This is a genomic window from Neisseria sp. P0006.S009 (genome assembly GCF_051962915.1).
GTDB classification, from domain to species: domain Bacteria; phylum Pseudomonadota; class Gammaproteobacteria; order Burkholderiales; family Neisseriaceae; genus Neisseria; species Neisseria subflava_E.
Genome location: NZ_JBQCUV010000001.1, coordinates 574,523 through 596,828 on the forward strand (window position 1 = coordinate 574,523; position 22,306 = coordinate 596,828).

24 protein-coding genes are annotated in these 22,306 nt (G+C 48.1%); 2 read left to right on the forward strand and 22 right to left on the reverse strand.

The annotated features are described in order from the left end of the window. Positions 1–35: 35 nt before the first annotated feature. Complete coding sequence (locus tag ACTHTK_RS02760; RefSeq protein WP_107723520.1) at positions 36–629, reverse strand: NMCC_0638 family (lipo)protein; 594 nt, start codon at positions 627–629, stop codon at positions 36–38. A 12-nt stretch (positions 630–641) separates the two neighbouring features. Continuing rightward, the gene (locus ACTHTK_RS02765; protein WP_003681929.1) at positions 642–866 is read right to left on the reverse strand and encodes a sulfurtransferase TusA family protein; all 225 of its coding nucleotides are present in this window, start codon (positions 864–866) and stop codon (positions 642–644) included. A 109-nt stretch (positions 867–975) separates the two neighbouring features. Between ACTHTK_RS02765 and ACTHTK_RS02770 the strand changes: the two genes are divergently transcribed. After that, positions 976–1,587, forward strand: a complete 612-nt coding sequence (locus tag ACTHTK_RS02770) for a CNP1-like family protein (RefSeq protein ID WP_063067910.1) — start codon at positions 976–978, stop codon at positions 1,585–1,587. 63 nt (positions 1,588–1,650) lie between these two features. Here ACTHTK_RS02770 and ACTHTK_RS02775 read toward each other — a convergent pair whose 3' ends face one another. Next, positions 1,651–2,766, reverse strand: coding sequence for a porin (locus tag ACTHTK_RS02775; protein ID WP_107723521.1), 1,116 nt, complete (start codon positions 2,764–2,766; stop codon positions 1,651–1,653). Positions 2,767–3,154: 388 nt separating this feature from the next. Here ACTHTK_RS02775 and ACTHTK_RS02780 point away from each other — a divergent pair, with 388 nt between their 5' ends. Beyond that, positions 3,155–3,901 (forward strand): carbonic anhydrase, encoded by a 747-nt coding sequence (locus ACTHTK_RS02780; protein ID WP_070607861.1) that lies wholly within the window; start codon positions 3,155–3,157, stop codon positions 3,899–3,901. A 63-nt stretch (positions 3,902–3,964) separates the two neighbouring features. Here ACTHTK_RS02780 and ACTHTK_RS02785 read toward each other — a convergent pair whose 3' ends face one another. From ACTHTK_RS02785 to der, 19 genes are all read right to left on the reverse strand, one after another. Beyond that, positions 3,965–5,599 (reverse strand): CTP synthase, encoded by a 1,635-nt coding sequence (locus ACTHTK_RS02785; RefSeq protein WP_107723523.1) that lies wholly within the window; start codon positions 5,597–5,599, stop codon positions 3,965–3,967. A gap of 124 nt (positions 5,600–5,723) precedes the next feature. Then, the gene (locus ACTHTK_RS02790) at positions 5,724–7,379 is read right to left on the reverse strand and encodes an AMP-binding protein (RefSeq protein ID WP_107723524.1); all 1,656 of its coding nucleotides are present in this window, start codon (positions 7,377–7,379) and stop codon (positions 5,724–5,726) included. Between the two features lie 93 nt (positions 7,380–7,472). After that, positions 7,473–8,576: a tRNA 2-thiouridine(34) synthase MnmA gene (gene mnmA / locus ACTHTK_RS02795; RefSeq protein WP_107723525.1), complete on the reverse strand. Its 1,104-nt coding sequence runs from the start codon at positions 8,574–8,576 to the stop codon at positions 7,473–7,475. Between the two features lie 126 nt (positions 8,577–8,702). Continuing rightward, the gene (locus ACTHTK_RS02800) at positions 8,703–9,185 is read right to left on the reverse strand and encodes a copper chaperone PCu(A)C (protein WP_049348010.1); all 483 of its coding nucleotides are present in this window, start codon (positions 9,183–9,185) and stop codon (positions 8,703–8,705) included. A gap of 131 nt (positions 9,186–9,316) precedes the next feature. Beyond that, entirely contained in the window at positions 9,317–9,700 is a 384-nt protein-coding gene (locus ACTHTK_RS02805) for a diacylglycerol kinase (RefSeq protein WP_107723526.1), read from the reverse strand. 68 nt (positions 9,701–9,768) lie between these two features. Continuing rightward, positions 9,769–10,725 carry a glutathione synthase gene (gene gshB, locus ACTHTK_RS02810; RefSeq protein ID WP_107723527.1) on the reverse strand — a complete coding sequence of 319 codons (957 nt, stop codon included), beginning with the start codon at positions 10,723–10,725 and terminating at the stop codon, positions 9,769–9,771. 115 nt (positions 10,726–10,840) lie between these two features. After that, complete coding sequence (recN, locus tag ACTHTK_RS02815) at positions 10,841–12,502, reverse strand: DNA repair protein RecN (RefSeq protein ID WP_107723528.1); 1,662 nt, start codon at positions 12,500–12,502, stop codon at positions 10,841–10,843. 199 nt (positions 12,503–12,701) lie between these two features. After that, positions 12,702–14,717, reverse strand: coding sequence for a BCCT family transporter (locus ACTHTK_RS02820; RefSeq protein WP_107723529.1), 2,016 nt, complete (start codon positions 14,715–14,717; stop codon positions 12,702–12,704). 250 nt (positions 14,718–14,967) lie between these two features. Then, positions 14,968–15,573 carry an SMC-Scp complex subunit ScpB gene (gene scpB, locus ACTHTK_RS02825; RefSeq protein WP_107723530.1) on the reverse strand — a complete coding sequence of 202 codons (606 nt, stop codon included), beginning with the start codon at positions 15,571–15,573 and terminating at the stop codon, positions 14,968–14,970. Between the two features lie 70 nt (positions 15,574–15,643). Next, positions 15,644–15,877, reverse strand: a complete 234-nt coding sequence (locus ACTHTK_RS02830) for a glutaredoxin family protein (RefSeq protein ID WP_107723673.1) — start codon at positions 15,875–15,877, stop codon at positions 15,644–15,646. Between the two features lie 149 nt (positions 15,878–16,026). After that, entirely contained in the window at positions 16,027–16,227 is a 201-nt protein-coding gene (locus ACTHTK_RS02835) for a (2Fe-2S)-binding protein (RefSeq protein ID WP_003681978.1), read from the reverse strand. Positions 16,228–16,454: 227 nt separating this feature from the next. After that, on the reverse strand, positions 16,455–17,333 hold the full coding sequence (gene xerD / locus ACTHTK_RS02840; protein WP_293203099.1) for a site-specific tyrosine recombinase XerD: 879 nt from the start codon (positions 17,331–17,333) through the stop codon (positions 16,455–16,457). A 76-nt stretch (positions 17,334–17,409) separates the two neighbouring features. Beyond that, complete coding sequence (locus ACTHTK_RS02845; RefSeq protein ID WP_004519440.1) at positions 17,410–17,853, reverse strand: peroxiredoxin; 444 nt, start codon at positions 17,851–17,853, stop codon at positions 17,410–17,412. A 36-nt stretch (positions 17,854–17,889) separates the two neighbouring features. After that, complete coding sequence (locus tag ACTHTK_RS02850) at positions 17,890–18,525, reverse strand: deoxynucleoside kinase (protein WP_107723532.1); 636 nt, start codon at positions 18,523–18,525, stop codon at positions 17,890–17,892. Positions 18,526–18,622: 97 nt separating this feature from the next. Further along, positions 18,623–19,111 (reverse strand): 2-amino-4-hydroxy-6-hydroxymethyldihydropteridine diphosphokinase, encoded by a 489-nt coding sequence (gene folK, locus ACTHTK_RS02855; RefSeq protein WP_107723533.1) that lies wholly within the window; start codon positions 19,109–19,111, stop codon positions 18,623–18,625. Positions 19,112–19,126: 15 nt separating this feature from the next. Continuing rightward, a complete protein-coding gene (locus tag ACTHTK_RS02860) occupies positions 19,127–19,501 on the reverse strand; it encodes a SirB2 family protein (protein ID WP_003681989.1) in 375 nt (124 codons plus the stop codon). 55 nt (positions 19,502–19,556) lie between these two features. Next, on the reverse strand, positions 19,557–20,126 hold the full coding sequence (locus ACTHTK_RS02865; protein WP_107723534.1) for a tRNA (mnm(5)s(2)U34)-methyltransferase: 570 nt from the start codon (positions 20,124–20,126) through the stop codon (positions 19,557–19,559). A gap of 78 nt (positions 20,127–20,204) precedes the next feature. Next, positions 20,205–20,501 (reverse strand): RNA chaperone Hfq, encoded by a 297-nt coding sequence (gene hfq / locus ACTHTK_RS02870; protein WP_036493792.1) that lies wholly within the window; start codon positions 20,499–20,501, stop codon positions 20,205–20,207. Positions 20,502–20,797: 296 nt separating this feature from the next. Further along, the gene (gene der, locus ACTHTK_RS02875) at positions 20,798–22,255 is read right to left on the reverse strand and encodes a ribosome biogenesis GTPase Der (protein WP_070765104.1); all 1,458 of its coding nucleotides are present in this window, start codon (positions 22,253–22,255) and stop codon (positions 20,798–20,800) included. Positions 22,256–22,306 lie beyond the last annotated feature (51 nt).

Here is a 22,306-nt window from a genome sequence, read left to right on the forward strand (position 1 = left end):
TTTCTATCGATTTGATGTTTCAATCGTCAACTGATCTAAGGTAAAACGGCGGCCTTATTGTCGTAAGAATGATGGGTCAAATAAAAAACAGCCTGTACTGGAAAATGCTCGGATGACGTTATTTTAACGGTCAGCAAGGTTTCTTTCGGACTACCGGACGCGCGCCATGCGTAGGAAATCTGACGCATAGGCAATGGGGTTTCCGCCAAATTATCGGCACGCAACTCAGCGTTCAAACCTTGTGGCGGATTTTCTGCCAAAGCCAAAAATTGTTTAAAAATCAGATGGTCATCGGCTTTAGCCGTGCGCACGCTGCAACTGTCTTCAGTCAGGTTCAAATAATAATCTGCGCCGTTTTCCGTTTTCTTCCAAATGCTTAATGCCTCCAAATCCATCATTCCGGCAGGCAAATCGGCAATATCTTTTTTCGACAATAAAACCAGTTTGTTGGCATTGGCAAACTCGCCGACAAGGGCGGCATCGCCGTCTGCGGCCACGCAGCTTTGGCGGAACAAGTCGGTTACATTTTGGGCATAATCGGCAGCGTTCTGCGGCGAAACGCCTTCATTGCCGCATGCACTGAGGCAGACAGCCAATACAGCGAGAGACAATGCGACGGCTTTAGACATTTCAGACGGCCTTTATTTATGTTTCAACACCAGCTTGAACACGCCGTCGGCCTCGCTCGATTCCAACAAGACATGTCCGGTCTGACGGCAAAACGCTTCAAAATCGCCGGGCGCGCCGCCATCAGTAGCCAATACGGTCAGCACTTCGCCTTCCTGCATTTGCGCCAAAGCTTTTTTGGCACGCAAAATCGGCAGAGGGCATTTCAAACCGATGACATCCAGAGTTTGTGTATTCATGATGAAAACTCGTCATATTAATTAGAATTAACGTCAATTATACCGCACTTACTTGCACCCCACCCTGCAAGCCCATAAAATAAAGCCGTTTTTCACTTTGGAGCTGTCTATGCGCCGTTTTGCCCTTCTCGCTCTCAGCCTTGCCGCAACTCAAGCATTTGCTTTGGGTTTCAGCCAAAAGGATACGCTGACCAACACGCGTTATCAGGAAAGCCCTGAAGAAGTTGCCGCACGCGAATTTAAAGAACACAAAGCCGAGTTGCCGCCCTTGCCCGATACCCAATCGGGCGATTGGTTCGACCTCTATGTCAACGAAACCTACGGCAAGCAGCCCAAAATCCTGCTCAGCAGCCTGCAAATCATGCCTGCGCCTGACAACAGCATCCGCTACGTCTTGAACGTGCGCTCCGACAAAGGCTACGACAACCTCTCCGTCGAAGGCCTCTATTGCGCCCGCACGTCCTTTACTTACAGCAACGACAAGCGTTCATCTTACAAAGTATTCGCTTACGGCGACACAGTAAACCACCGCTGGATCGAGCCGCGTAAAGGCGATTGGAAGCTGATCGGCAATGCGTTCAGCCGCAACGATGCCCTGCACACCGCCCTGTATCAGGCATTCTGTATCGACGGTATGCCGACAACGGTTGAAGGCTTGGTACAACGTTTGAAAGAACGTGGTGGCCGTCACGGCACAACACTGACCAACCACGACAAATAAACTGCTTTAATCAAGAAAAAGGCCGTCTGAAATTTTTCAGACGGCCTTGTCTTTCAAGACGGCTTAGAATTTGTGATACAGGCCCACAGAAGCGGCTTTTTGTTCAACGCCGCCTTTGTTGGCTGCAGTCAGACGGGTTTTGTTGCCGACTTTCAGATACGCCAGTTGGGCATTGATGCCGGTGCGTTTGCTGAAGGTGTATTGGCCGCCGACAACGACTTGGTCGAATTTATCCACCAATTTCTCGCCGCTGTTCACGCCCTGGGCAGGCCAGCCGTGTGCGTAAGTAATGCGTGGGGTCACGTTGCCGAATTTGTAGCCGACAGTTACCGCTGCATCAACCACTTTCACGGCTTCAGATTTGCCTGAATCGACAGTAATGTCACTACCCTTGTACTGATTAAAACCATCGGTGAAATAACCTAAATATTCGTTGCCTGTCTCATGACCTTTGGCATAGTGTACGCCGCCGCCGACAAAGAGATTGTCTTTGTCGTAATAAGTTTCAACTTTGGCAATTTGTGCCGCTTTGACTTTGCCTGAATTGTCGGTGTACGCGCCGTTGTAGTGGCCGTAAGCCGCATTGGCAGTAAAGCCGTTTTTAGAGAAGCTCACGCCGCCGGTGTATTGGTCTTTGGCCGGTTTGGTGTGCGTGTATTTGTCTGAAGGATTGCGGTTGTCGCGCGGTGCGTAAGACACGTTGAATTTGAATCCGCCGAAATCCGGGCTGTCGTAGCGTACAGCGGCGTTGCGGTTGCCGGTACGGGTAAAGATGCCCAAGCCTGCGGCATTGGTTTTGTACATCCATGGATCGATGGTGTCCATTTCGTTCAGCATATTGCTGAGTTTACCGGCGCGAATCTTACCGAAGTTACCTTGCAGGCCGATGAAGGAATCACGAGTGGCAAAACCTTGGGAACCGCCGGTAATGGCCGTTTTTTGTTCAACTTGCCAGATGGCTTTCAAATCGCCGCCCAAGTTCTCGCTGCCTTTGAAACCGATACGGGAGGTATTGTCATTGATGCTGGTTGCGGTAGAGCTGGTTTCAGAACCTGCGTCACCTTTGATTTTGACCTGACCGACGGTCACGCTGCTTTTGATTTGACCATACAGAATCACTTCTGCAGATGCAGCCAGCGGCAAACCGGCAATAACCAAAGCGATAATCGATTTTTTCATTATTCTCTCCAAAACAAAGTTAAAATCTCGTGAAAACACGTTTAGCAATATTAATGTTTTCCAACGCTACAAACAACTACTTTCATCTTGATAAGCACTTTTATTCATTAGAGTTTAGACTTTTTACAACATTTTCAAATAAAACAGGCCGTCTGAAAGAAATTTCAGACGGCCTCTCCCATTCAAAGTTACTGCAAGGACAATCATCCCTCTTATTGCAATCATTTAATCAAAAATGATTGCTTGATAAATGTTTGCCATATATCAACTCAACATTCCCAAATTGCCACTATCATTAACTTTCTTCTTATGAAGAAGTTTTTTTATATCAATAATTTATTTGGTATAAATTTTTTCTTTTACCTAATATAAATAAACAGGAGCCCTTATGTTGAACAAACATCTCTTTTTATCTTTGCTAATGGCTGTCTCTACTGCAACGGTATCCGCCGAAACCCATCATGCACATTGGTCTTACACAGGTGAAAACGATGCTGCACACTGGGGCGATTTGAGTGAAGACTTTGCTGTCTGCAAAACAGGCAAACAGCAATCTCCAGTGGACTTCTCCACGACAAAAACAGTAAAAGGCAAACAACCGGCATACCGTTACAACGTCGCCGACTACAAAGTAGAAAATAACGGCCATACCCTTCAAGCTACGCCGCAAGGCAAGGCTCAAACCATCGTGATTAACGGTAAAACCTATACCTTCAAACAATTCCACTTCCATACGCCGAGCGAACATACTTTCAAAGGCAAACATTTCCCGATGGAAGCGCATTTCGTCCATCAAGCCGAAGACGGTACTTTGGCGGTCATCGGCTCTGTATTTAAACCGGGCAAAAACAACCCTGCCTTGTCTGCACTCACTGCTAAAAAACTGAAAGCAGGCGAATCCGTAACGTTGAAAAACTTGAATATCCAAGCCCTGCTGCCTAAAGATAGCAAGTCCTTCCAACTGAAAGGCTCCCTGACAACGCCGCCTTGCAGCGAAAACGTGACTTGGGTTGTCTTAAAAACTCCGGTTCAGGCAGATGCGGCGCAGTTTAAAGCCATGCGCGACATTATCGGCGGCGAAAACAACCGTCCCGTACAACCTTTGAACGACCGCGAAGTCAATGAAGACAAATAACTTCTAAGGCCGTCTGAAAACAAAAAAACACCCGGATAACGGGTGCTTTTTCAATCACATCAATCAGGCTTTTTTGTTACCCAACGCGGCTTTCACAAACGCACTGAACAAAGGATGGCCTTTGCGCGGATTGGAAGTAAATTCCGGATGGAACTGACACGCGAAGAACCAAGGATGATTTGGCAATTCGATGGTTTCAACCAAACGCTCGCGGCCTGAGGATACGCCGCCGATGACCAAACCGGCTTTTTCCAACTGAGGAACATAGTTGTTGTTAACTTCGTAGCGGTGGCGATGGCGTTCGCGGATATGTTCGCTGCCGTAGATTTTTGCGGCAAGGCTGCCCGGTTTGAGGTCAACTTCTTGTGCACCCAGACGCATGGTGCCGCCCAAATCGGCAGATTCGTCACGGGTTTCTACGCTGCCATCGGCAGTTTGCCATTCGTCAATCAGGGCAACGACAGGCGCGGCGCATTTCAAGTCAAACTCGGTAGAGTTCGCACCTTTCAAGCCTGCAACATCGCGGGCGTATTCGATCAGGGCAATTTGCATGCCCAAGCAGATGCCCAAGTATGGTACGTTGTTTTCACGCGCATAGCGTACGGCGGCAATTTTGCCTTCTACGCCGCGTGAACCGAAGCCACCCGGCACCAAAATCGCGTCCATGTCTTTGAGCATGGAAACGTCGCCATTGCCCTTCTCGATGCTTTCGCTGTCGACAAAGGTAATTTGTACGTCGGTTTCAGTGTGAATACCAGCGTGTTTCAGGGCTTCGATCAATGATTTGTAGGACTCGGTCAAATCAACGTATTTACCGACCATCGCAATTTTGACGGTATGTTTCGGATTTTGAATCGCATGAACGATTTTCTTCCATTCGGTCAAATCGGCTTGTTTGACATTCAGCTGCAACTGCTCGGTAATAATGCTGTCGATGCCTTGGTTGTGCAGCATTTCAGGGCATTCGTAGATGCTGTCCACATCGTAGCTGCCCACGATGGCACGTTCTTCAACGTTACAGAACAAAGCAATCTTACGGCGCTCGTCCGCAGGCATTTCTCTGTCCATACGGCAGATCAGGATGTCAGGTTGCAAACCGATGCTCAACATTTCTTTAACGGTATGCTGGGTTGGTTTGGTTTTGATTTCGCCGGCGGCGGCAATGTAAGGAACATAGCTCAGGTGGGCAAACAATGTATTGTTGCGGCCGAGCTGGCTGCGCATTTGGCGGATGGCTTCCAAAAAAGGCAACGATTCGATATCGCCGACTGTACCACCGATTTCGACAATCGCCACATCATAACCGGCCGCGCCTTCATGGATACGGCGTTTAATTTCATCGGTAATGTGCGGAATCACTTGTACGGTACCGCCCAAATAGTCGCCGCGACGCTCTTTGGCAATCACGTTTTCATAGACTTGGCCGGTACTGAAGCTGTTGCGGCGGGTCATGGTGGCGTTGATGAAACGCTCATAGTGACCGAGGTCGAGGTCGGTTTCCGCGCCGTCATCGGTTACGAATACTTCGCCGTGTTGAAACGGGCTCATGGTACCCGGGTCAACGTTGATATACGGGTCAAGCTTAAGCATGGTCACGTTCAAGCCACGCGACTCGAGAATAGTAGCAATAGAAGCGGCGGCGATACCTTTACCCAAAGAAGATACAACGCCGCCGGTTACGAAAATGAATTTAGTCATGATGTGATACCCATGTTGGAATGTGTGATTTTAACTTGAAGCAGCATATTCTGGCAAACGGCAAAAGCTTCAGGCCGTCTGAAAACAGCGTTTTCAGACGGCCTTATCATACTAATTCTATATATCAGCGCAACTCGCGGCGCAGGATTTTGCCAACGTTGGATTTTGGCAACTCGTCGCGGAATTCGATGTCTTTCGGCACTTTATAAGCAGTCAGCTCTTTACGGCAGAAATCGATCAGTTCTTCCTTGGTCAAAGACGGATCTTTGCGTACGACGAAGACCTTAATCGCTTCGCCGGTTTTCTCGCTTGCCACGCCGATACAGGCAACTTCCAAGACTTTGTCGTTGCTGGCCACCACTTCTTCGATTTCGTTCGGATATACATTGAAACCGGATACCACAATCAAATCTTTTTTGCGGTCCACCAGCTTCAGCCAGCCTTTTTCATCCATCACGGCAATGTCACCGGTCTCTAAAAAGCCGCGTGCATCGATTGCTTTGGCGGTTTCTTCAGGACGGTTCCAATAGCCTTTCATCACTTGCGGACCGCGTACCCACAATTCGCCCGGCTGTCCGATAGGCACTTCTTTGCCGTCCGCATCACGTAATTCGACTTCAGTCGAAGGAACCGGCAAACCGATACCGCCGCTGTAAGCCTCGATATTCAAAGGATTGCAACATACGCCTGGGCTGGCTTCGGTCAAACCGTAAGCTTCCACAATCGGCGTACCGGTGATTTTTTTCCATTTTTCCGCTACGGCTTTTTGCGTTGCCATACCGCCGCCCAAAGTCAGCTTCAAACGGGAAAAATCGACTTCGGCGAAATCCGGACGGTTAACCATCGCATTAAACAGGGTATTCACACCGATGAACACGCTAATCGGTTCTTTTTTCAATTCACCGATAAACCCCTTCATATCGCGCGGATTGGTAATCAGGATGATTTTAGAACCGGTATTCGCAAAGATCATCAGGTTTACCGTCAAGGCAAAGATATGATAAAGCGGCAACGCGGCAATAACCGTTTCTTTGCCTTCGTGCAGGCTGTTTTTAATCCATTCTTTTGCCTGCAACATATTGGCGCAGATATTGCCGTGACTGAGGACGGCGCCTTTCGCCAAACCGGTTGTACCGCCTGTATATTGCAGCAAGGCAGTATCGTCGCGCGTCAACTCGACTGGTTTGAACGCATTTGCCGCACCTTGCTTCAAGGCCGTCTGAAAAGTCACGGTATTGGGAATGCGGTATTCCGGCACCATTTTTTTTACTTTGCGGATGACAAAGTTCATCAACGCGCCTTTAATCATGCCGAACATCTCGCCGACCGACGCGACAATCACATGTTTGATTTGCGTACGCGGCAACACCAGCTCCAGCGTATTGGCAAAGTTCTCCAACACGACAATCGTTGTCGCGCCGCTGTCTTTCAACTGATGCTCCAACTCGCGCGGCGTATAAAGCGGATTCGTATTCACTGCCACCAAACCTGCCTGCAAAATACCGAAAAGTGCAATCGGATATTGCAAAACGTTCGGCATCATAATTGCCACACGCTCACCGCGCGGCAGTTTCAATACGTTTTGCAGGTAAGACGCAAAATCAGTCGCCAACTTGCCCACTTCGGCATAAGTCAGCGTTTTGCCCATGTTTTGAAAAGCAGGTTTATCCGAGAATTTCTCAACACTTTGACGGAATACGTCGCTGATGGAGCTGTATTGAGAAATATCGATTTCAGGGTTTACGCCTTGTTCGTAGCTTTTGAGCCAGAGTTTTTCCATATTGATCAGTCTTTGTTTTAGTCGTTTTTTGAAATCAAGGCCGTCTGAAAGGCTTTATTCAATCTGCCGCTTCGTTTTCAGACGGCCCTTTTATTAAGCAGTAATAATGACAGGCTTGTCGGTGGACATGATGATACCGCCGCCCAAGCACACATCGCCGTCGTACAGTACCGCAGATTGGCCTGGGGTTACTGCCCACTGCGGCTCGTCAAAGACAAGCTCGATGGTTTCATCATCTAAATAACGCAACGTACAAGGCGCGTCAGCCATACGGTAGCGCGTTTTGCAGGTATAGCGGCCTTCTTTCGGGCGTTCGGGCAATGTGAAACTCAAATCGTTCATAATCAGGCTTTGCGTATAAAGCAAAGGATGGTCATGGCCTTGGACGACAATCAGTTCGTTTTTGGTCAAATCCTTGGCCGCAACAAACCATGGTTCGCCTGCGCCGCCGATACCCAAGCCTTTGCGTTGGCCCAACGTGTAAAACATCAAGCCGACGTGTTCGCCGACTACTTTGCCTTCAGGGGTAACCATTTTGCCATTATTGGTCGGCAGGTATTTTTGCAGAAATTCGCGGAACGGGCGTTCGCCGATAAAGCAAATGCCGGTACTGTCTTTTTTGGTTGCGGTCGGTAATTTGAATTCTTCGGCAAGACGGCGGACTTCAGGCTTCTCCAACTCGCCTAATGGAAAAATCGCGCGCTCGAGTTGGAAAGGCTTGAGGCGGTATAGGAAATAGCTTTGGTCTTTGTTTTGATCCAAGCCTTTGAGCAGGTAATGCACGCCGTTGCGAACTTCTTTTCGGGCATAGTGTCCGGTGGCAATGGTATCGGCGCCCTGCTCTATGGCATAGTCCAAAAAGCATTTGAATTTAATTTCGGCATTGCACAAGACATCCGGGTTTGGCGTGCGGCCTGCGCTGTATTCTTTGAGAAAATAGGCAAATACGTTGTCTTTATATTGCGCGGCAAAATTGACGATGTCGATGTCGATGCCGATGATATCGGCAACGGCAATGGCATCAAAGGAATCTTGTTTGATGCTGCAATATTCGTCGTTGTCGTCATCTTCCCAGTTCTGCATGAACACGCCGCTGATTTGATGGCCTTGCTGTTTGAGCAGGGCCGCGGTAACGGATGAATCGACGCCGCCGGAAAGGCCGACGATGATGTTTGCTGGTGTGTTGGTAGTATTCATGAGCGGAATGTGGGTTTCAAATGCATTTTTTAAAGCGTGATTTTAGCACATTTTGATTTGACGACAGAAAAGGCCGTCTGAAAGCCCAATGACTTTCAGACGGCCTTTATATGCAAATTCAAGCAATTAGTGCTGATGCGCGCCACCGTGAGCACCGTGGTCGTGACCGTGATCCATACCGGATTGTGGTGCGGTTTTTACTTCCAGCTCGACAGTTTGAGGTTTGGCGTTTTTGAATTTCAGGGTTACAGGCACTTTTTCGCCTTCTTTCAATTGTTTTTTCAGACCCATGAACATAACGTGGTAGCTGCCTGGTTTCAGCTCGGTTACGCCTTTTGCAGCCAAAGGCACGCCGCCTTTAACTTCGCGCATACGCATAACACCGTTGTCGTTAATATGGGTGTGTACTTCAACGCGTTCTGCAACAGGGCTGCTGCCGCCTACCAAGAAGTCTTGTTTGGCTTCATCGTTTTGGATTTTCATGAATGCGCCACCCATTTTCATACCTTCGACAGTAGCACGGGCCCAACCGTCTTCAATATGGATACCGGCTGCAGATACGGAAGTTGCCAAGCCTGCCAGAATCAGGGTTGCCATTAATTTTTTCATGTTTTGCTCCTTGTGTTTGCCAAATGGCTGGGATATACAGTCTTCATCTTACAACCAAAGGCCGTCTGAAAACTTTGATATAGATTAATTAATACTATCTAATCCTAACGAATTACCATATTACCACATTTTTAAGCAGTTAATGCAATAATCCAAACAATAAATAACATGAACAAAGCCATCAATTGCGCGGCCGAGCCGGCATCTTTGGCACGCTTGGCCAGCTCGTGTTTTTCAGTAGAAGTATGGTCAACGGCTGCTTCGACGGCGGTATTAAACAATTCGGTAATCAATGAAATAAACGATGCGACAACAAGCACCATTTTGGTGACCGGGCCGAAACCAAGGAACAAAGCCAAAAAAATTAAAATCAGGTTCAGCCAAAAAACTTGGCGAAATGCGCTTTCATAACGATACGCGGCAGCCAGTCCGTCTTTGGAATAACCAAACGCATTGATGATGCGCTTAATGCCGTTTTTACCTTTTTTTTCAGATGCGTAGGAAGATGGTTCCATCATATTCTCAACATAAAAAGGCCGTCTGAAAAGAAACGGTCGGGTCAATTTTCAGACGGCCTTTGGGTTTATTGTTTTGCCCAAGATGCTACGGCATCTGCAAACATGGCGGCAACGTCGAAATCTTTTTGCTTCATGATTTCTTGGAAGCCGGTCGGGCTGGTTACATTGACTTCGGTCAGGTTGCTGCCGATGACATCCAAACCGGCAAGCAAAATACCGCGACGCTTCAATTCAGGCGCAAGGGTTTCTGCAATCTCACGGTCGCGCTCGCTCAATTCCTGTGCCACGCCGCGGCCGCCGGCAGCCAAGTTGCCGCGCGTTTCGCCGTTTTGCGGAATACGCGCCAAAGCATACGGAACAACTTCCCCACCGATAATCAGAATGCGCTTGTCGCCATGTACGATTTCAGGAATATAACGTTGCGCCATGATGGTGCGTGAATCAAGCTGCATCAGGGTTTCCAAAATACTGCCGATATTGGGGTCGGATTCGGTTAGGCGGAAAATGCCCATACCGCCCATGCCGTCCAACGGTTTGATGATGATGTCGCCGTGTTCTTTCAAAAAGGCACGGACATCGGCGGAACGTGTGGTAACCAAAGTCGGCGCGGTAAACTGGCTGAAGTTCAAAATCGCCAATTTTTCATTGAAATCGCGCATTGCCTGCCCGCTGTTAAATACTTTTGCCCCCTGCTGCTCTGCCAACGTCAAAAACTGGGTCGCGTACAGATATTGCATATCAAACGGCGGATCAGTGCGCATAATGACCGCATCGAAGTCTTTCAAGGCCGTCTGAACTTTTACCTCTGCTTTAAACCATTCATGATCGTCATCGTTCTTCGCACCGACAAACTCAAATGCCGCTGCCTGAGCCACTACCCAGCCTTCACGGACGGACAATTCTCCACTCAAGGTATGAAAAAGCTGCCAACCGCGCTTTGCCATTTCACGCATCATGGCGTAAGTAGTGTCTTTATAGGTTTTAAAACTTGCCATCGGATCGGCGATAAACAGGACTTTCATCAAAATTTCCTTGTAAACAGACGATATAATCATACCTTGTATTCTGCCTGCCTGAAAAGGTGGCAAAATATAGTAAAGGCCGTCTGAATCCTATTTTCAGACGGCCTTGAGGCTTTTAGGCAGCTGCTAAATGCAAGAGTTCGGCGGCATGGCTGCGTGTGGTATCGGTAATGATTTCGCCACCCAGCATACGCGCGATTTCCTCAATGCGCTGATGATGGTTCAAGACGCTGATTTCGCTGACAGTTTGTTCGCCTTCGCTATGCTTGCGCACCTGCCAATGGTTTTCACCGCAAGAGGCGACTTGAGGAAGATGGGTTACCGCCAAGACTTGATGTTTTTTACCTAAGGCACGCAAAGCTTTACCGACCATTTCAGCAACGCCGCCACCAATACCGGTATCCACTTCGTCAAAAATCAATGTCGGCACTTGCGTGTATTGGCTGGCAACCACTTGCAAAGCCAAGCTGATACGCGCCAATTCGCCACCGGAAGCGACTTTGTTCAAAGGACGGGACGGATTGCCTTTATTCGCCGCTACCTGGAATTGCACCTGCTCCAGCCCATGTGCGGTCGGCGAAGACGGCAACAAGACGATGTCAAAACGTGCGCCCTTCATGGCTAAATGTTGCATATGCTCGGTTGTTTCTTCGCCCAAACGGCCGGCTGCCTGATGGCGCATGGCAGAGAGGATATGCGCGGCTTCATGGTATTCGGCAAGATTGCGTGCGACTGTATTTTCCAAGGCTTCCAAATCGGCAGCAGCGTGCAGGTTTTGCAGTCGTTCGTCGATTTCTGCCAGCTTTTTCGGCAACTCTTCCGGCTCAATGCGGTATTTCCGCGCCATGCTCATCAATTCGCCCATACGGCTTTCTTGTGCGGCCAATTCATTAGGATCGATGTCGCTGCGACCGGCCACATCACGCATATTGGCACTGATTTCACCCAACTCGGCCTCAATACTTGCCAACATATTCAGGCTTTCGGCAAAGCGCGGCTCAATGTTTTGCAGATTGCCCAGCAGTTTTTGGCATTGGTAGATTTGACGTTGGATGCCGTTGTCGCCGTCTATGCTTTCGCCCACCTGCTCAGCGGTTTGCAGCAACTCGGCCGAATGCGCCAGGCTGTCGTGGCTTTGGCTTAAGGTTTCCCATTCGTTGGGTTTGAGCTCCAATTGGTTTAATTCATTAAACTGCCATTCCAAACGCTCGCGCTCGATGGCCATGGTTTCTGCCTGCTCTTGCGCTTCTTGCAGTGCCTTTTTTGCATTGACCCAATTTTGATAAAGCTGTTTGACTGTTTCCGCCTGCTCTTTGCTGCTGGCAAATGCGTCCAACAACTCGCGTTGCGCGGATTCTTGATTCAACGAATGATGGGCATTTTGGCCGTGAATATCGATTAACTGCTCGCCGATGGCTTTCAGCTGCGCCAATGTTGCTGCCTGATTATTGATATAACTGCGGCTTTTACCCTTGGCATCGATAATACGGCGGATGCTGAGCTCTTCCGCATCTTCTTCCAAAAAGCCTTGCTCCTGCAGCTGCGCTTTCAGTTCAGGCAAACTACTGATATCGAACAAAGCCGACAACTGCGCTTCTTTGGCGCCGCTGCGCACTTGGCTGTAATCGGCTTTATCGCCCAATAACAGGCCAATCGCATCCAGAGTAATCGATTTGCCTGCGCCGGTCTCGCCCGTCAATACGGTAAAGCCGTTTTGAAAATCAAGATTCAGGTTTTCAACAATGACAAAATCACGCAAAGAAAGTGCCAACAGCATTGCAGTATTCCTTAGTAAATCACCCGCACCCATGCGGAATAGCTTTAGATAAACTGATTATAACTAAGATTTTTTATAGTTTGAATCAGATTTTTCTTATAATTTATCTAAGATATTTATTTTAAACAAATTATTTTTTAATCAGGCAATAAAAAGGCCGTCTGAATATTGCTACATGTTCAGACGGCCTAAATTTATTTTACTCTGCCAGCTCTACTTGTTCATGCCCCATCAATTCCTGCCCTACTCCTGCAAGCAGATTCAGATAACGCTCATACTGCTTGAGCATATCGGCAATCAATTCTTTTTGCGTCATATATTGCACATCGTATCCATCGCGCCCATCCGAAAAATACGTCAACGGTATGAACGTTGCCGCATATTTGAAATGAGGCAGGCTGTCTTCACGAATCAACTGGTCGGTAATTTCCCGCTTTACGGATTTAATCCCATAGACAAAATCCCTTACCGTCCCTTTATGCACCACCAGCTCCACCGACGGCTCATCCTGTTGCAACAGGCAACGGATTTCTACGTCCATATTGTATTTTTCGGTCAATTCGTTTTTCAATTCCTGCATTGCCGGAAGCGCCGTATTTTTCATAAATTTGATGATATCGACTTCCTGCGTCTGATTCATCATTTGGCCAAGGCGTTCCCTCCAATGATCGCCCGACCAGAAAATACTGCTCGGATTGACGGCGGTTGCAAAATAGTTGGCATCGTTGTTCAGGGCTTTCCACAAAGAAACCATCATAAAAATCATCAACACCGCAAACGGCAGAGACGCAATCAGGGTCATAGTTTGCAAAATAGGCAAACCGCCGGCACCCAACAACACAATAGCCACAGCCGAAATCAACACACCCCACATAACCGATTGCCACTTAGGCGAAGCCAGCCCTTTATCGCGCGAAGCAATATTGTTCAGCACATAAATGCCCGAGTCGGCAGAAGTGATAAAAAACAGCGCAATCACCAGCAATGCCACCAAGCTGCTGACGACCGGCCATGGCAAATAATTCAAAAAGGCAAACAACAGTTTTTCAGGCTCGTTGGTCAAGGCAGACAAGGCGCCGTTTGCCACATGCGTGTCCAGCCACAGGGCCGAATTGCCAAATACGGTAAACCACAAAATACTCATCAGGCTAGGCACTGCCAATACGCCAAAAATAAATTCGCGGATGGTCCTGCCTCGTGAGATTCGGGCAATGAACAAACCGACAAAAGGCGACCATGAACACCACCAAGCCCAATACAACACCGTCCAGCCGGTAAACCATTTTGTATGCTCAGGCTCGTAGGTATATGACTTAAAGCTGAACGAAACGAAGTTACTCAGATAAGTGCCCAAATTGTCGCTGAATGCGAAAATCAAATACGTCGTCGGCATACTCAACAAGACAAACAACAGCAATGACAGTGCCAATACCAAGTTGGTTTCACTCAAAATTTTGACGCCTTTGCCCACGCCCGAAGTTGCGGAAAATATGGCAATCGCCATCACAACAACGATAATGCCGACCTGCAAGACATAGCTGTTGTCCTGCACCCAGCCCATCTTCAACAAACCGGAACCCATTTGTGCCGCGCCAAATCCCAAGGTTGTGATAATACCGAACAAAGTCGCAATCAAAGCCATCACATCGATGGCATCGCCCATTTTGCCGTTGATTTTGTCTTTTAAAATCGGATAAAAGCAGGAGCGCAACGCCAGCGGCAATTTATAGCGGAAACCGAAATACGCCAAGGCAAGCGCAATGATTCCGTAGATTGCCCAGGCATGAATCCCCCAGTGGAACACCGTATGCAGAATCGCCTCTTGCGCATTGCCTTTGGCAATCGGGGAAGAGAAATGCGATAAAGGCTCGGCCACCCCGAAAAACATTAAGCCCACGCCCATACCGGCCGCAAACAGCATGGCCAGCCATGATAAAAACGAAAACTCAGGTTCGTCCTCGTTTGTACCCAGCCTGATACTGCCGAAGCTGCTGATGGGAAGCGCCAATAAGAAAATAAGGAATACAGAGAAAGTCAGAATGTAAAACCAACTGACATTTTGAAAAATAAACTGCTTCATGGCATTTAACAAAGCCTCAGTATTTTGAGGCCAAACCAAAGCAGCTGACAAAAGCAAAAGGACGAAGAAAAGCGTAATACCGACCACGCTTGGGTTGAAAGAAGATTTGTTTTGAATGAATTGTTTGAATTTCATATCGGTTCCGTAGTTGATACAGCGCATATTTGAAGAACAAACGGGCTGCCGATTGATAAAGAGGGAAACGTTTCCGTATGCCTTCTCAAACTATTACAGAATGAGAGATATTTATTCTAATAATTTTTAAATTATATCATAAAATCAATAAGTTATTAAAATAGATGAAAATTATATTTAAAATCATGATGTTATACAACAATAAAGGCCGTCTGAAACATAATTATTTCAGACGGCCTTTACATTCAAATCAGTTAATCAGCCTGCTTCCTGATTCAACTTCTTCAGCCTCCTCATCGCCTGTCGGCGGCGTTTCCATCAAATCAGGCAACACCAGCTCGCCCAATTCAGTCAGCGGCGGCAATTCTTCCAAACTTTCCAAACGCAAATCGCTTAAGAATGTTGCCGTTGTTGCCCACAATGCCGGACGGCCGACAGAATCACGGTGGCCGATGACTTCAATCCATCCTCTATCCTGCAAGGTTTGCATCACATTTTGCGACACCGCCACGCCGCGTATGCCTTCGATATCGCCACGCGTGACCGGTTGCTGATAGGCAATAATCGCCAGCGTTTCCATCACGGCGCGGGAATAACGCGGCGCGCGCTGCTCTTGCAGGCTGCCCAGTCGTTCAAACGCGGCTTGGGCGATTTGGAAGCGCCAGCCCTCATGGGTATGCACCAGTTGCAAAGCCCTGCCCTGCCAACGGGCCTTCAGTTGCGCCAACACATCAATCAACTTGTCTTGCGACAACGGCGGCACGCACAATTCGCGCATGGCTTTTTCGTTTAAGGGTTCGACTTGCGTCAACAGCGCCGCTTCAATCAGCGCATCGGGAGAAAGTTTTTCAGTCATAATAAAATCAATGTTCAGACGGCATAAACAGCAAAAGGCCGTCCTGAAAGACAATATGGTCAACGGTTTGTTACGCGCTCAAATGCACTTTCAGTTTTTCTTCGTCCAAAAACCAATGGCAAATTTCGGTATCGCCATCCAGCAAGACAGGTACCAGCTCATTGTACTTTTCTTCTAAAACCGGATCGGCATCGACATCAACAATATCCAGCTCAAATCCAAACTGCTCCTGATAAGGCTTTAATTGTTCGCGCATTTTGTGGCACAGGCTGCAATATTCCCGAAACATCAAGGTCAGTTTCATGGCGGTTACTCTCGGAGGGACAAAAGCGGCCATTGTATAGCAAAATACCGCCAAACCATACAGGCATGACAAAGGCCGTCTGAACAGGCGCGAAACGAAATCAAGGATTTCTGTCACGCCTTCAGACGGCCTTTGTGTGTATTCTAAAATTAAGACTGAACGTTAATACCGGCAGTCACGGTATTTTGGGCACTGCTTGCAGTCAAAAACGATGCAGCCAATTCGCCGCAGCAACCGCAACAAGTCGCCACGCCCAATTGAGCCTGCAAATCGCTCATAGTGGTTGCACCGGCGGCAATAGTCTCTTTGATGTCGTGGTCAGTAATGGCGTTGCAGATGCAGACAAACATGATGTGCTCCAATAATTTTGTTACCCTCTGTAATTGAGAGTAGGATTTATTCTTGAACGTAAATATAAATAAAAACGGTTTGCATTGCAATATTGGCACCGTCCTTTTGTTTTGAAATTTTTCTATGTAAATTTGTATTTTGATTGTTATTTTATAAATAGTAAACTTTATAACCGTTCAGACGGCCACGATAACAAAAGGCGGCATCTTCGAAATGCCGCCTCTATTCATGAACGGGAATGGTGTTCATCGACCATGTTTTTCAAACGAATATTGGCAACATGGGTATAAATCTGCGTGGTGTTGATATCGGAATGTCCCAACATCATCTGGACCGAACGCAAATCGACGCCGTGATTGACCAAATGCGTGGCAAAAGCATGGCGCAAACCGTGCGGACTGAGCGAAGCAATACCGGCCGCTTCGGCATATTCTTTGACTATCATCCATGCAAGCTGACGGCTGATGCCGCTGCGTTTCTGGCTGACAAACACTTCGTCGCAGATTTTGTTTTTTAGCAACAACGGGCGCGATTCGTTGCAATAGCGTTCCACCCAATATGCCGCTTCCTGTCCCAACGGAACCAGACGCAATTTGTCGCCCTTGCCTATGGTACGGATACTGCCGCGATGTAAATCGATATCGCTGAGCGTCAATTTGACGGCTTCGGTCACGCGCAAACCTGTTGCATACATGACTTCAAGCAAGGCTTTGTCGCGCAGCCCGTGCGGCGTTTCCACATCCGGCGCAGCCAGCAGCGCGTCGATTTGGGCTTCGGTAATCAGCGTGGGCAGTTTGCGTTCCGATTTCGGCGCCTTGAGAAAACGGGTGGGATTGTCTGCTCTTTGTCCCGTTTCCTCCAACCAGCCGTACATACGCTTGCAAGCCGACAATGCCCGCGCTTGGGACGTGCTTTTTTCCCCCTCCGCATACACGGCATCAGACAGGGCAAATTCATCAGCACTCAACCAATCCTGCCCGCACTCGGCCAAACGCGCTGCGATTTTAACCAAATCACGGCGGTAACTTTGCAGCGTATTGTGGCTGAGCCGGTCTTGCAGCCAAAGGGATTCAAGCAGCTTGTCTATTAAATCGTCCATACTCATCAAACTGTATTGAAAGGCCGTCTGAACGGCATAACTTTACATCCGTTCAGACGGCCTTAGGTTTTCAAAGCCCTATTTAAGAGGCTTGAGAGATTGTATCCAAAACTTCCTGCGCGTGTCCGGCCACTTTGACTTTGCGCCACTCATGGGCAATTTCGCCGTTTTCGTCCAACACAAACGTGCTGCGCTCAATGCCGAGGGATTCTTTGCCGTAAAGCTTTTTCAGCTTGATCACGTCAAACAGTTTGCAAACAGTTTCTTCTTTGTCGCTCAACAATTCAAACTGGAAGCCTTGTTTAGTGCAGAAATTCTGATGCGATTTGACACCGTCGCGCGAAATGCCGACAACGGTATAGCCCAATGCTTTGAATTGCTCCAATCGGGCATTGAAATCCAAGCCTTCGGTGGTACAGCCGGGAGTACTGTCTTTAGGATAAAAATAGACAACCAACGGCAAATGTTCGGCGGAGTTAAAATCGCTGCCGGAAGAAGATGGGAGTGTGAATTGATATTTTGACATATTATTCCTTTCAGACGGCCTAAACCTAGCCTTCGTTTATTTTTCGCTTAAATTCAAATAACTGCGCGTACCTTGAAAATCTTCCAATGCGCGCAACAAAAGCTGGAAGTGGTCGTCATTGCCGGCCAAATCCAACTCATCAGCATTGACGGTCAGCAAAGGCGCGCTTTGATACAAATGGAAGAAATGACTGTATTCGTCATGCACCCGTCCCAAATAGCCTTCAGGAAACAAGCTGATAATGCCTTCGTGACGTTTTTGCAGGCGTTTGCGGTTGTTTTCGACGGCGGTTTGCAGATAAATCACCACATCGGGTTCCGCGTATTGCGGCAAAATACGTTGCTTCATATCGGCAAAAAGCTGTTGCTCGTCATCATTCAAAACGATGGGCGTAAAAATACGGTCTTTTTCCAATAAAAAGTCAGCCACAACCATTCCGCCTTGTGCGCATTGGTCTTCAATAATATTCACGCTTTCAGCGCGGCGCGTCAGGAAGAAAAGTTCGGCAGCCAAGCCATTATTGGAAACATTGCTGTAAAATTTCATGAGAAACGGATTGTGATCCGGATTCTCCGACAACAGCAACGCACTGAAATGCTCTGCCAAGCGGCGGCTCAAAGCAGTCTTGCCACTACCGATGGCGCCTTCGACAACAATATAACGAGGATTCATAGTAACTCTTTGTAATGTGTTTCCCAACAATATTTTATAGCAAAAAAGGCGTGTCCAACACGCCCTTTCTTGTTTTAGTCCGTTTTTCAGACAGCCCTTATTCTTTCAACAGGCGAATACCCTGCCCGCCCAAAGCCTGAGCCAACTCAGCCGCACAGCCATGCTCGCCCAACTCGAAATCCGGAAGGATTTCAACCAACGGCAACATAACGAAACTGCGCTCATGCGCGCGCGGATGCGGCAAGGTTAAATGAGGGTCATCGCTGCGAATACCATCAAAATCGATAATGTCCAAATCCAAAGTGCGCGGCGCATTACGGAAGGTACGTTCGCGCCCAAATTCGGCCTCGATGCGGTTTAACTCTGCCAACAACGCTACGCCGTCCAATGAAGTTTTCACGGTACAAACGGCGTTCACAAAATCGGGCTGATCGTCATAGCCGACCGGCGCAGTCAGATATAGGGAAGATGTTTTTTCGAGCCGGATATGCGGATGCGCGGCCAATTCGGCCAAAGCAGCGCGAACCTGTTCGGTAGGATTGGCGAGATTGCTGCCCAAAGCGATAACGGCAAAATGCGGATACATTTCAGACGGCCTCTTTTAAAACGGCAGCGTTTTGGTTTTGGCAAGGAAAACAATCGTGGCAACACACGACATGGCCAAAACGTAGACGATATAGAATTTCGGCGAACGCGGACGCGAACGCATCATAATCATGCCCAACACAATATAAACCAGCAACAGCAAGATTTTCATGCCGAGCCACGGTGCATTGAACGGCGAAAAATGGGTAATCTTCATCAGCCACAAACCGGTAAACAGCAACATAGTGTCGTTCAAATGCGGCATGGCTTTCCAAATGCCAGCCAACGGCTTCTCAGGATGACGCCAGAGCAGGAAAAAACGGATGTTGAACAACAGGATGGTAATGGCAACGAAAATCTGATGGCTGTATTTTACAAACAGATATTGCATGGCAGTTTCTTATGTTAAGGGTTGAAAAACAAAGCAGCTATTTTACCGCAAACATCTATTTCTGACGCAACTTTTCAATCGCCAGCAGATAGGGAGGCGCATTGCGGCGGTTGACAAAGCCATAGCGCAACACGGCAAATGCTTCCTGCGGCAAAGTTTCCGCCCATTGCACAATCGCCTCAGCCTCTATTCGGCCGGCTTCATGTCCCGGATACAATACCGCTACGGCAAGCCCGCCCTCTTTCAGCAAACCCAAAGTATCCGTCAACGCACGGATACTGCTTACCGCTTCAGTTGTACAATTTTTATCGCCACCCGGCAGCCAACCGAAATTAAATACCGCGGCATCTAAAGGCTCGTCGAGATAAGATAAAAGGTTTTCATGGCCGTCATGTATCAGGGCTACCCGACCATCTACGCCGTTTTCTTTCAGACGGCCTTGAGTCTGCGCCAGTGCTTTAGATTGCACATCAAACGCCCACACCCTACCCGTTTCGCCAACCAATTGCGCCAACAGCAAAGTATCATGCCCGTTTCCGGCCGTTGCATCCAAAGCGCGGCTGCCTGCTTTTAAGGCTTGTCTTAACAGGGAGTGGGCAAAGGGAAGAATGTTTTCAAGCATCATGATAAAGGTCGTCTGAAAATAAAAATACCCTACCGCAAAAGCGGTAAGGTATTGAAAAACAGGAATGCGTTACATCATTTATTCGGCAGGTTGTTGCACAGTCTCAACTTGAACCGGAGCAGCTGCGGCAGCGGCTTGAGGTTGTTTGTTTTCGTGTTGCAGGCTGACTGCGCGTGCAGGAACGATTGTTGAGATAGCGTGTTTGTAAACCATTTGAGTGACGGAAGTATTACGCAGCAGAACAACGTACTGGTCGAACGATTCCACTTGACCTTGCAGCTTGATGCCGTTTACCAAGTAGATCGAAACCGGAACGTGCTCTTTACGCAACGCATTCAAAAAAGGATCTTGTAACATTTGTCCTTTAGCTGTCATATTCTTGAGCTCCATTATTATGATTGTAAAGACGCCAAAATCAGCGTTTGATGGGATTGTAGCCCCGAATAGGATAAATTACCAACTATTTTTTTCTATCACACCGTTTAGGAATCCAGCAATAAGGGAACTTCCCATCAAACCGACTGTTTCATTTCCATATTCACAACAATTCCAAATTCAAATTTGATGTTTTTTAAATTCAGCAAATCTTATCGAAAATATGCCATGAAGCTCTAATGAGCTGTTTTTTATTATAAAAAGGCCGTCTGAAATTGTTCAGACGGCCTTTGTGCTTATTTGCTGAATTGTTTTTTCACGCTGACTTTGGTTTTCTTCTTGAAGCGGTTTTTCTCTTCCTTGCGGCCTTCGCGTTTCTCAATACGGTTGCTCAGGCTGACACGGCGCAGCGGTTTTTTCTTCGGTTTGTCTTCCGCATTTTCATACGGGTTTTCCGAAACATTGTATTGAATTCTGAGCGGCGTACCTTGCAGATTGAAGGCTTTGCGGAACGTTTGGGTCAAATAGCGCGTGTAGCTGTCAGAAATGGCGTGCAGCGAATTGCCGTGTACCACAATTACCGGCGGATTCATGCCGCCCTGGTGGGCATAACGCATTTTCGGACGCACCAAACCAGCACGCGGAGGCTGTTGACGCTCGATCGCGCTTTGCAATACGCGCGTGATTTTCGGTGTCGGCATCTTAATCATTGCCGCGTTGTAGGCAGCCTGAATGCTTTCAAACAAACCGTCTATACCGCGCTCTTTCAATGCAGAAATAAAGTGAAACTTAGCAAAATCAAGGAAATACAGTTTGCGGTTGATATCGCGTTTCACTTGCTCGCGACGCTCTTCGCTGATGCCGTCCCATTTATTGACCGCCACCACCAAAGCACGGCCTGCTTCCAAAGCAAAACCTGCAATCGTCGCATCTTGATCGGCAATATCTTGTTGCGCGTCCAATACCAAAACAGCAACGTTTGCCGCTTCAACCGCCTGCATGGCTTTGATAACGGAGAACTTTTCCACTGCTTCATCCACTTTGCCGCGACGGCGCACACCTGCGGTATCGATGATGGTAAACGGCTTGCCTTCACGTTCAAAATCGATATGAATACTGTCGCGCGTCGTACCTGCCATATCGAAAGCAATCACGCGTTCCTCGCCGAGAATAGCATTTACCAAGGTCGATTTACCGACATTTGGACGGCCGATTACAGCAAAAACAGGATGTTTCGCTTCTTCCTCTTCCTTTTCAGGCTCAGGGAAGGTTTCCAAAATATCTTCAATCAGATAATACACGCCATCGCCGTGCGCACCTGAAATAACATAAGGGTCGCCCAAAGCAAGTTCGTAGAACTCGGCTGCAAGTACAGCCCTATTGCCGCCCTCGCCTTTATTCACGGCCAAATAAATAGGACGCGGGCTTTGGCGCAAACGGTCGGCAATAATTTTATCTTGCGGCGTCAAACCGGTGCGGCCGTCCACCAAAAACACCACTGCATCGGCTTCATCGACAGCCTGCAAGGTTTGTTTTGCCATTTCGTGCAAAATGCCGCTGTCCACAACCGGCTCAAAACCGCCGGTATCGATGACCAAATAAGGTTTGCTGCCGACTTTGCCATGACCATAATGTCGGTCACGCGTCAGGCCGGGCAGGTCATGCACGAGCGCATCTTTGGTACGCGTCAAACGGTTGAATAAAGTAGATTTGCCGACATTGGGGCGGCCGACAAGCGCGATGGTTGGTTTCATGATTGAGTCTTTCTGTGTCAAGTGCCGCCTAAAAACGGGAGCGGAACACAA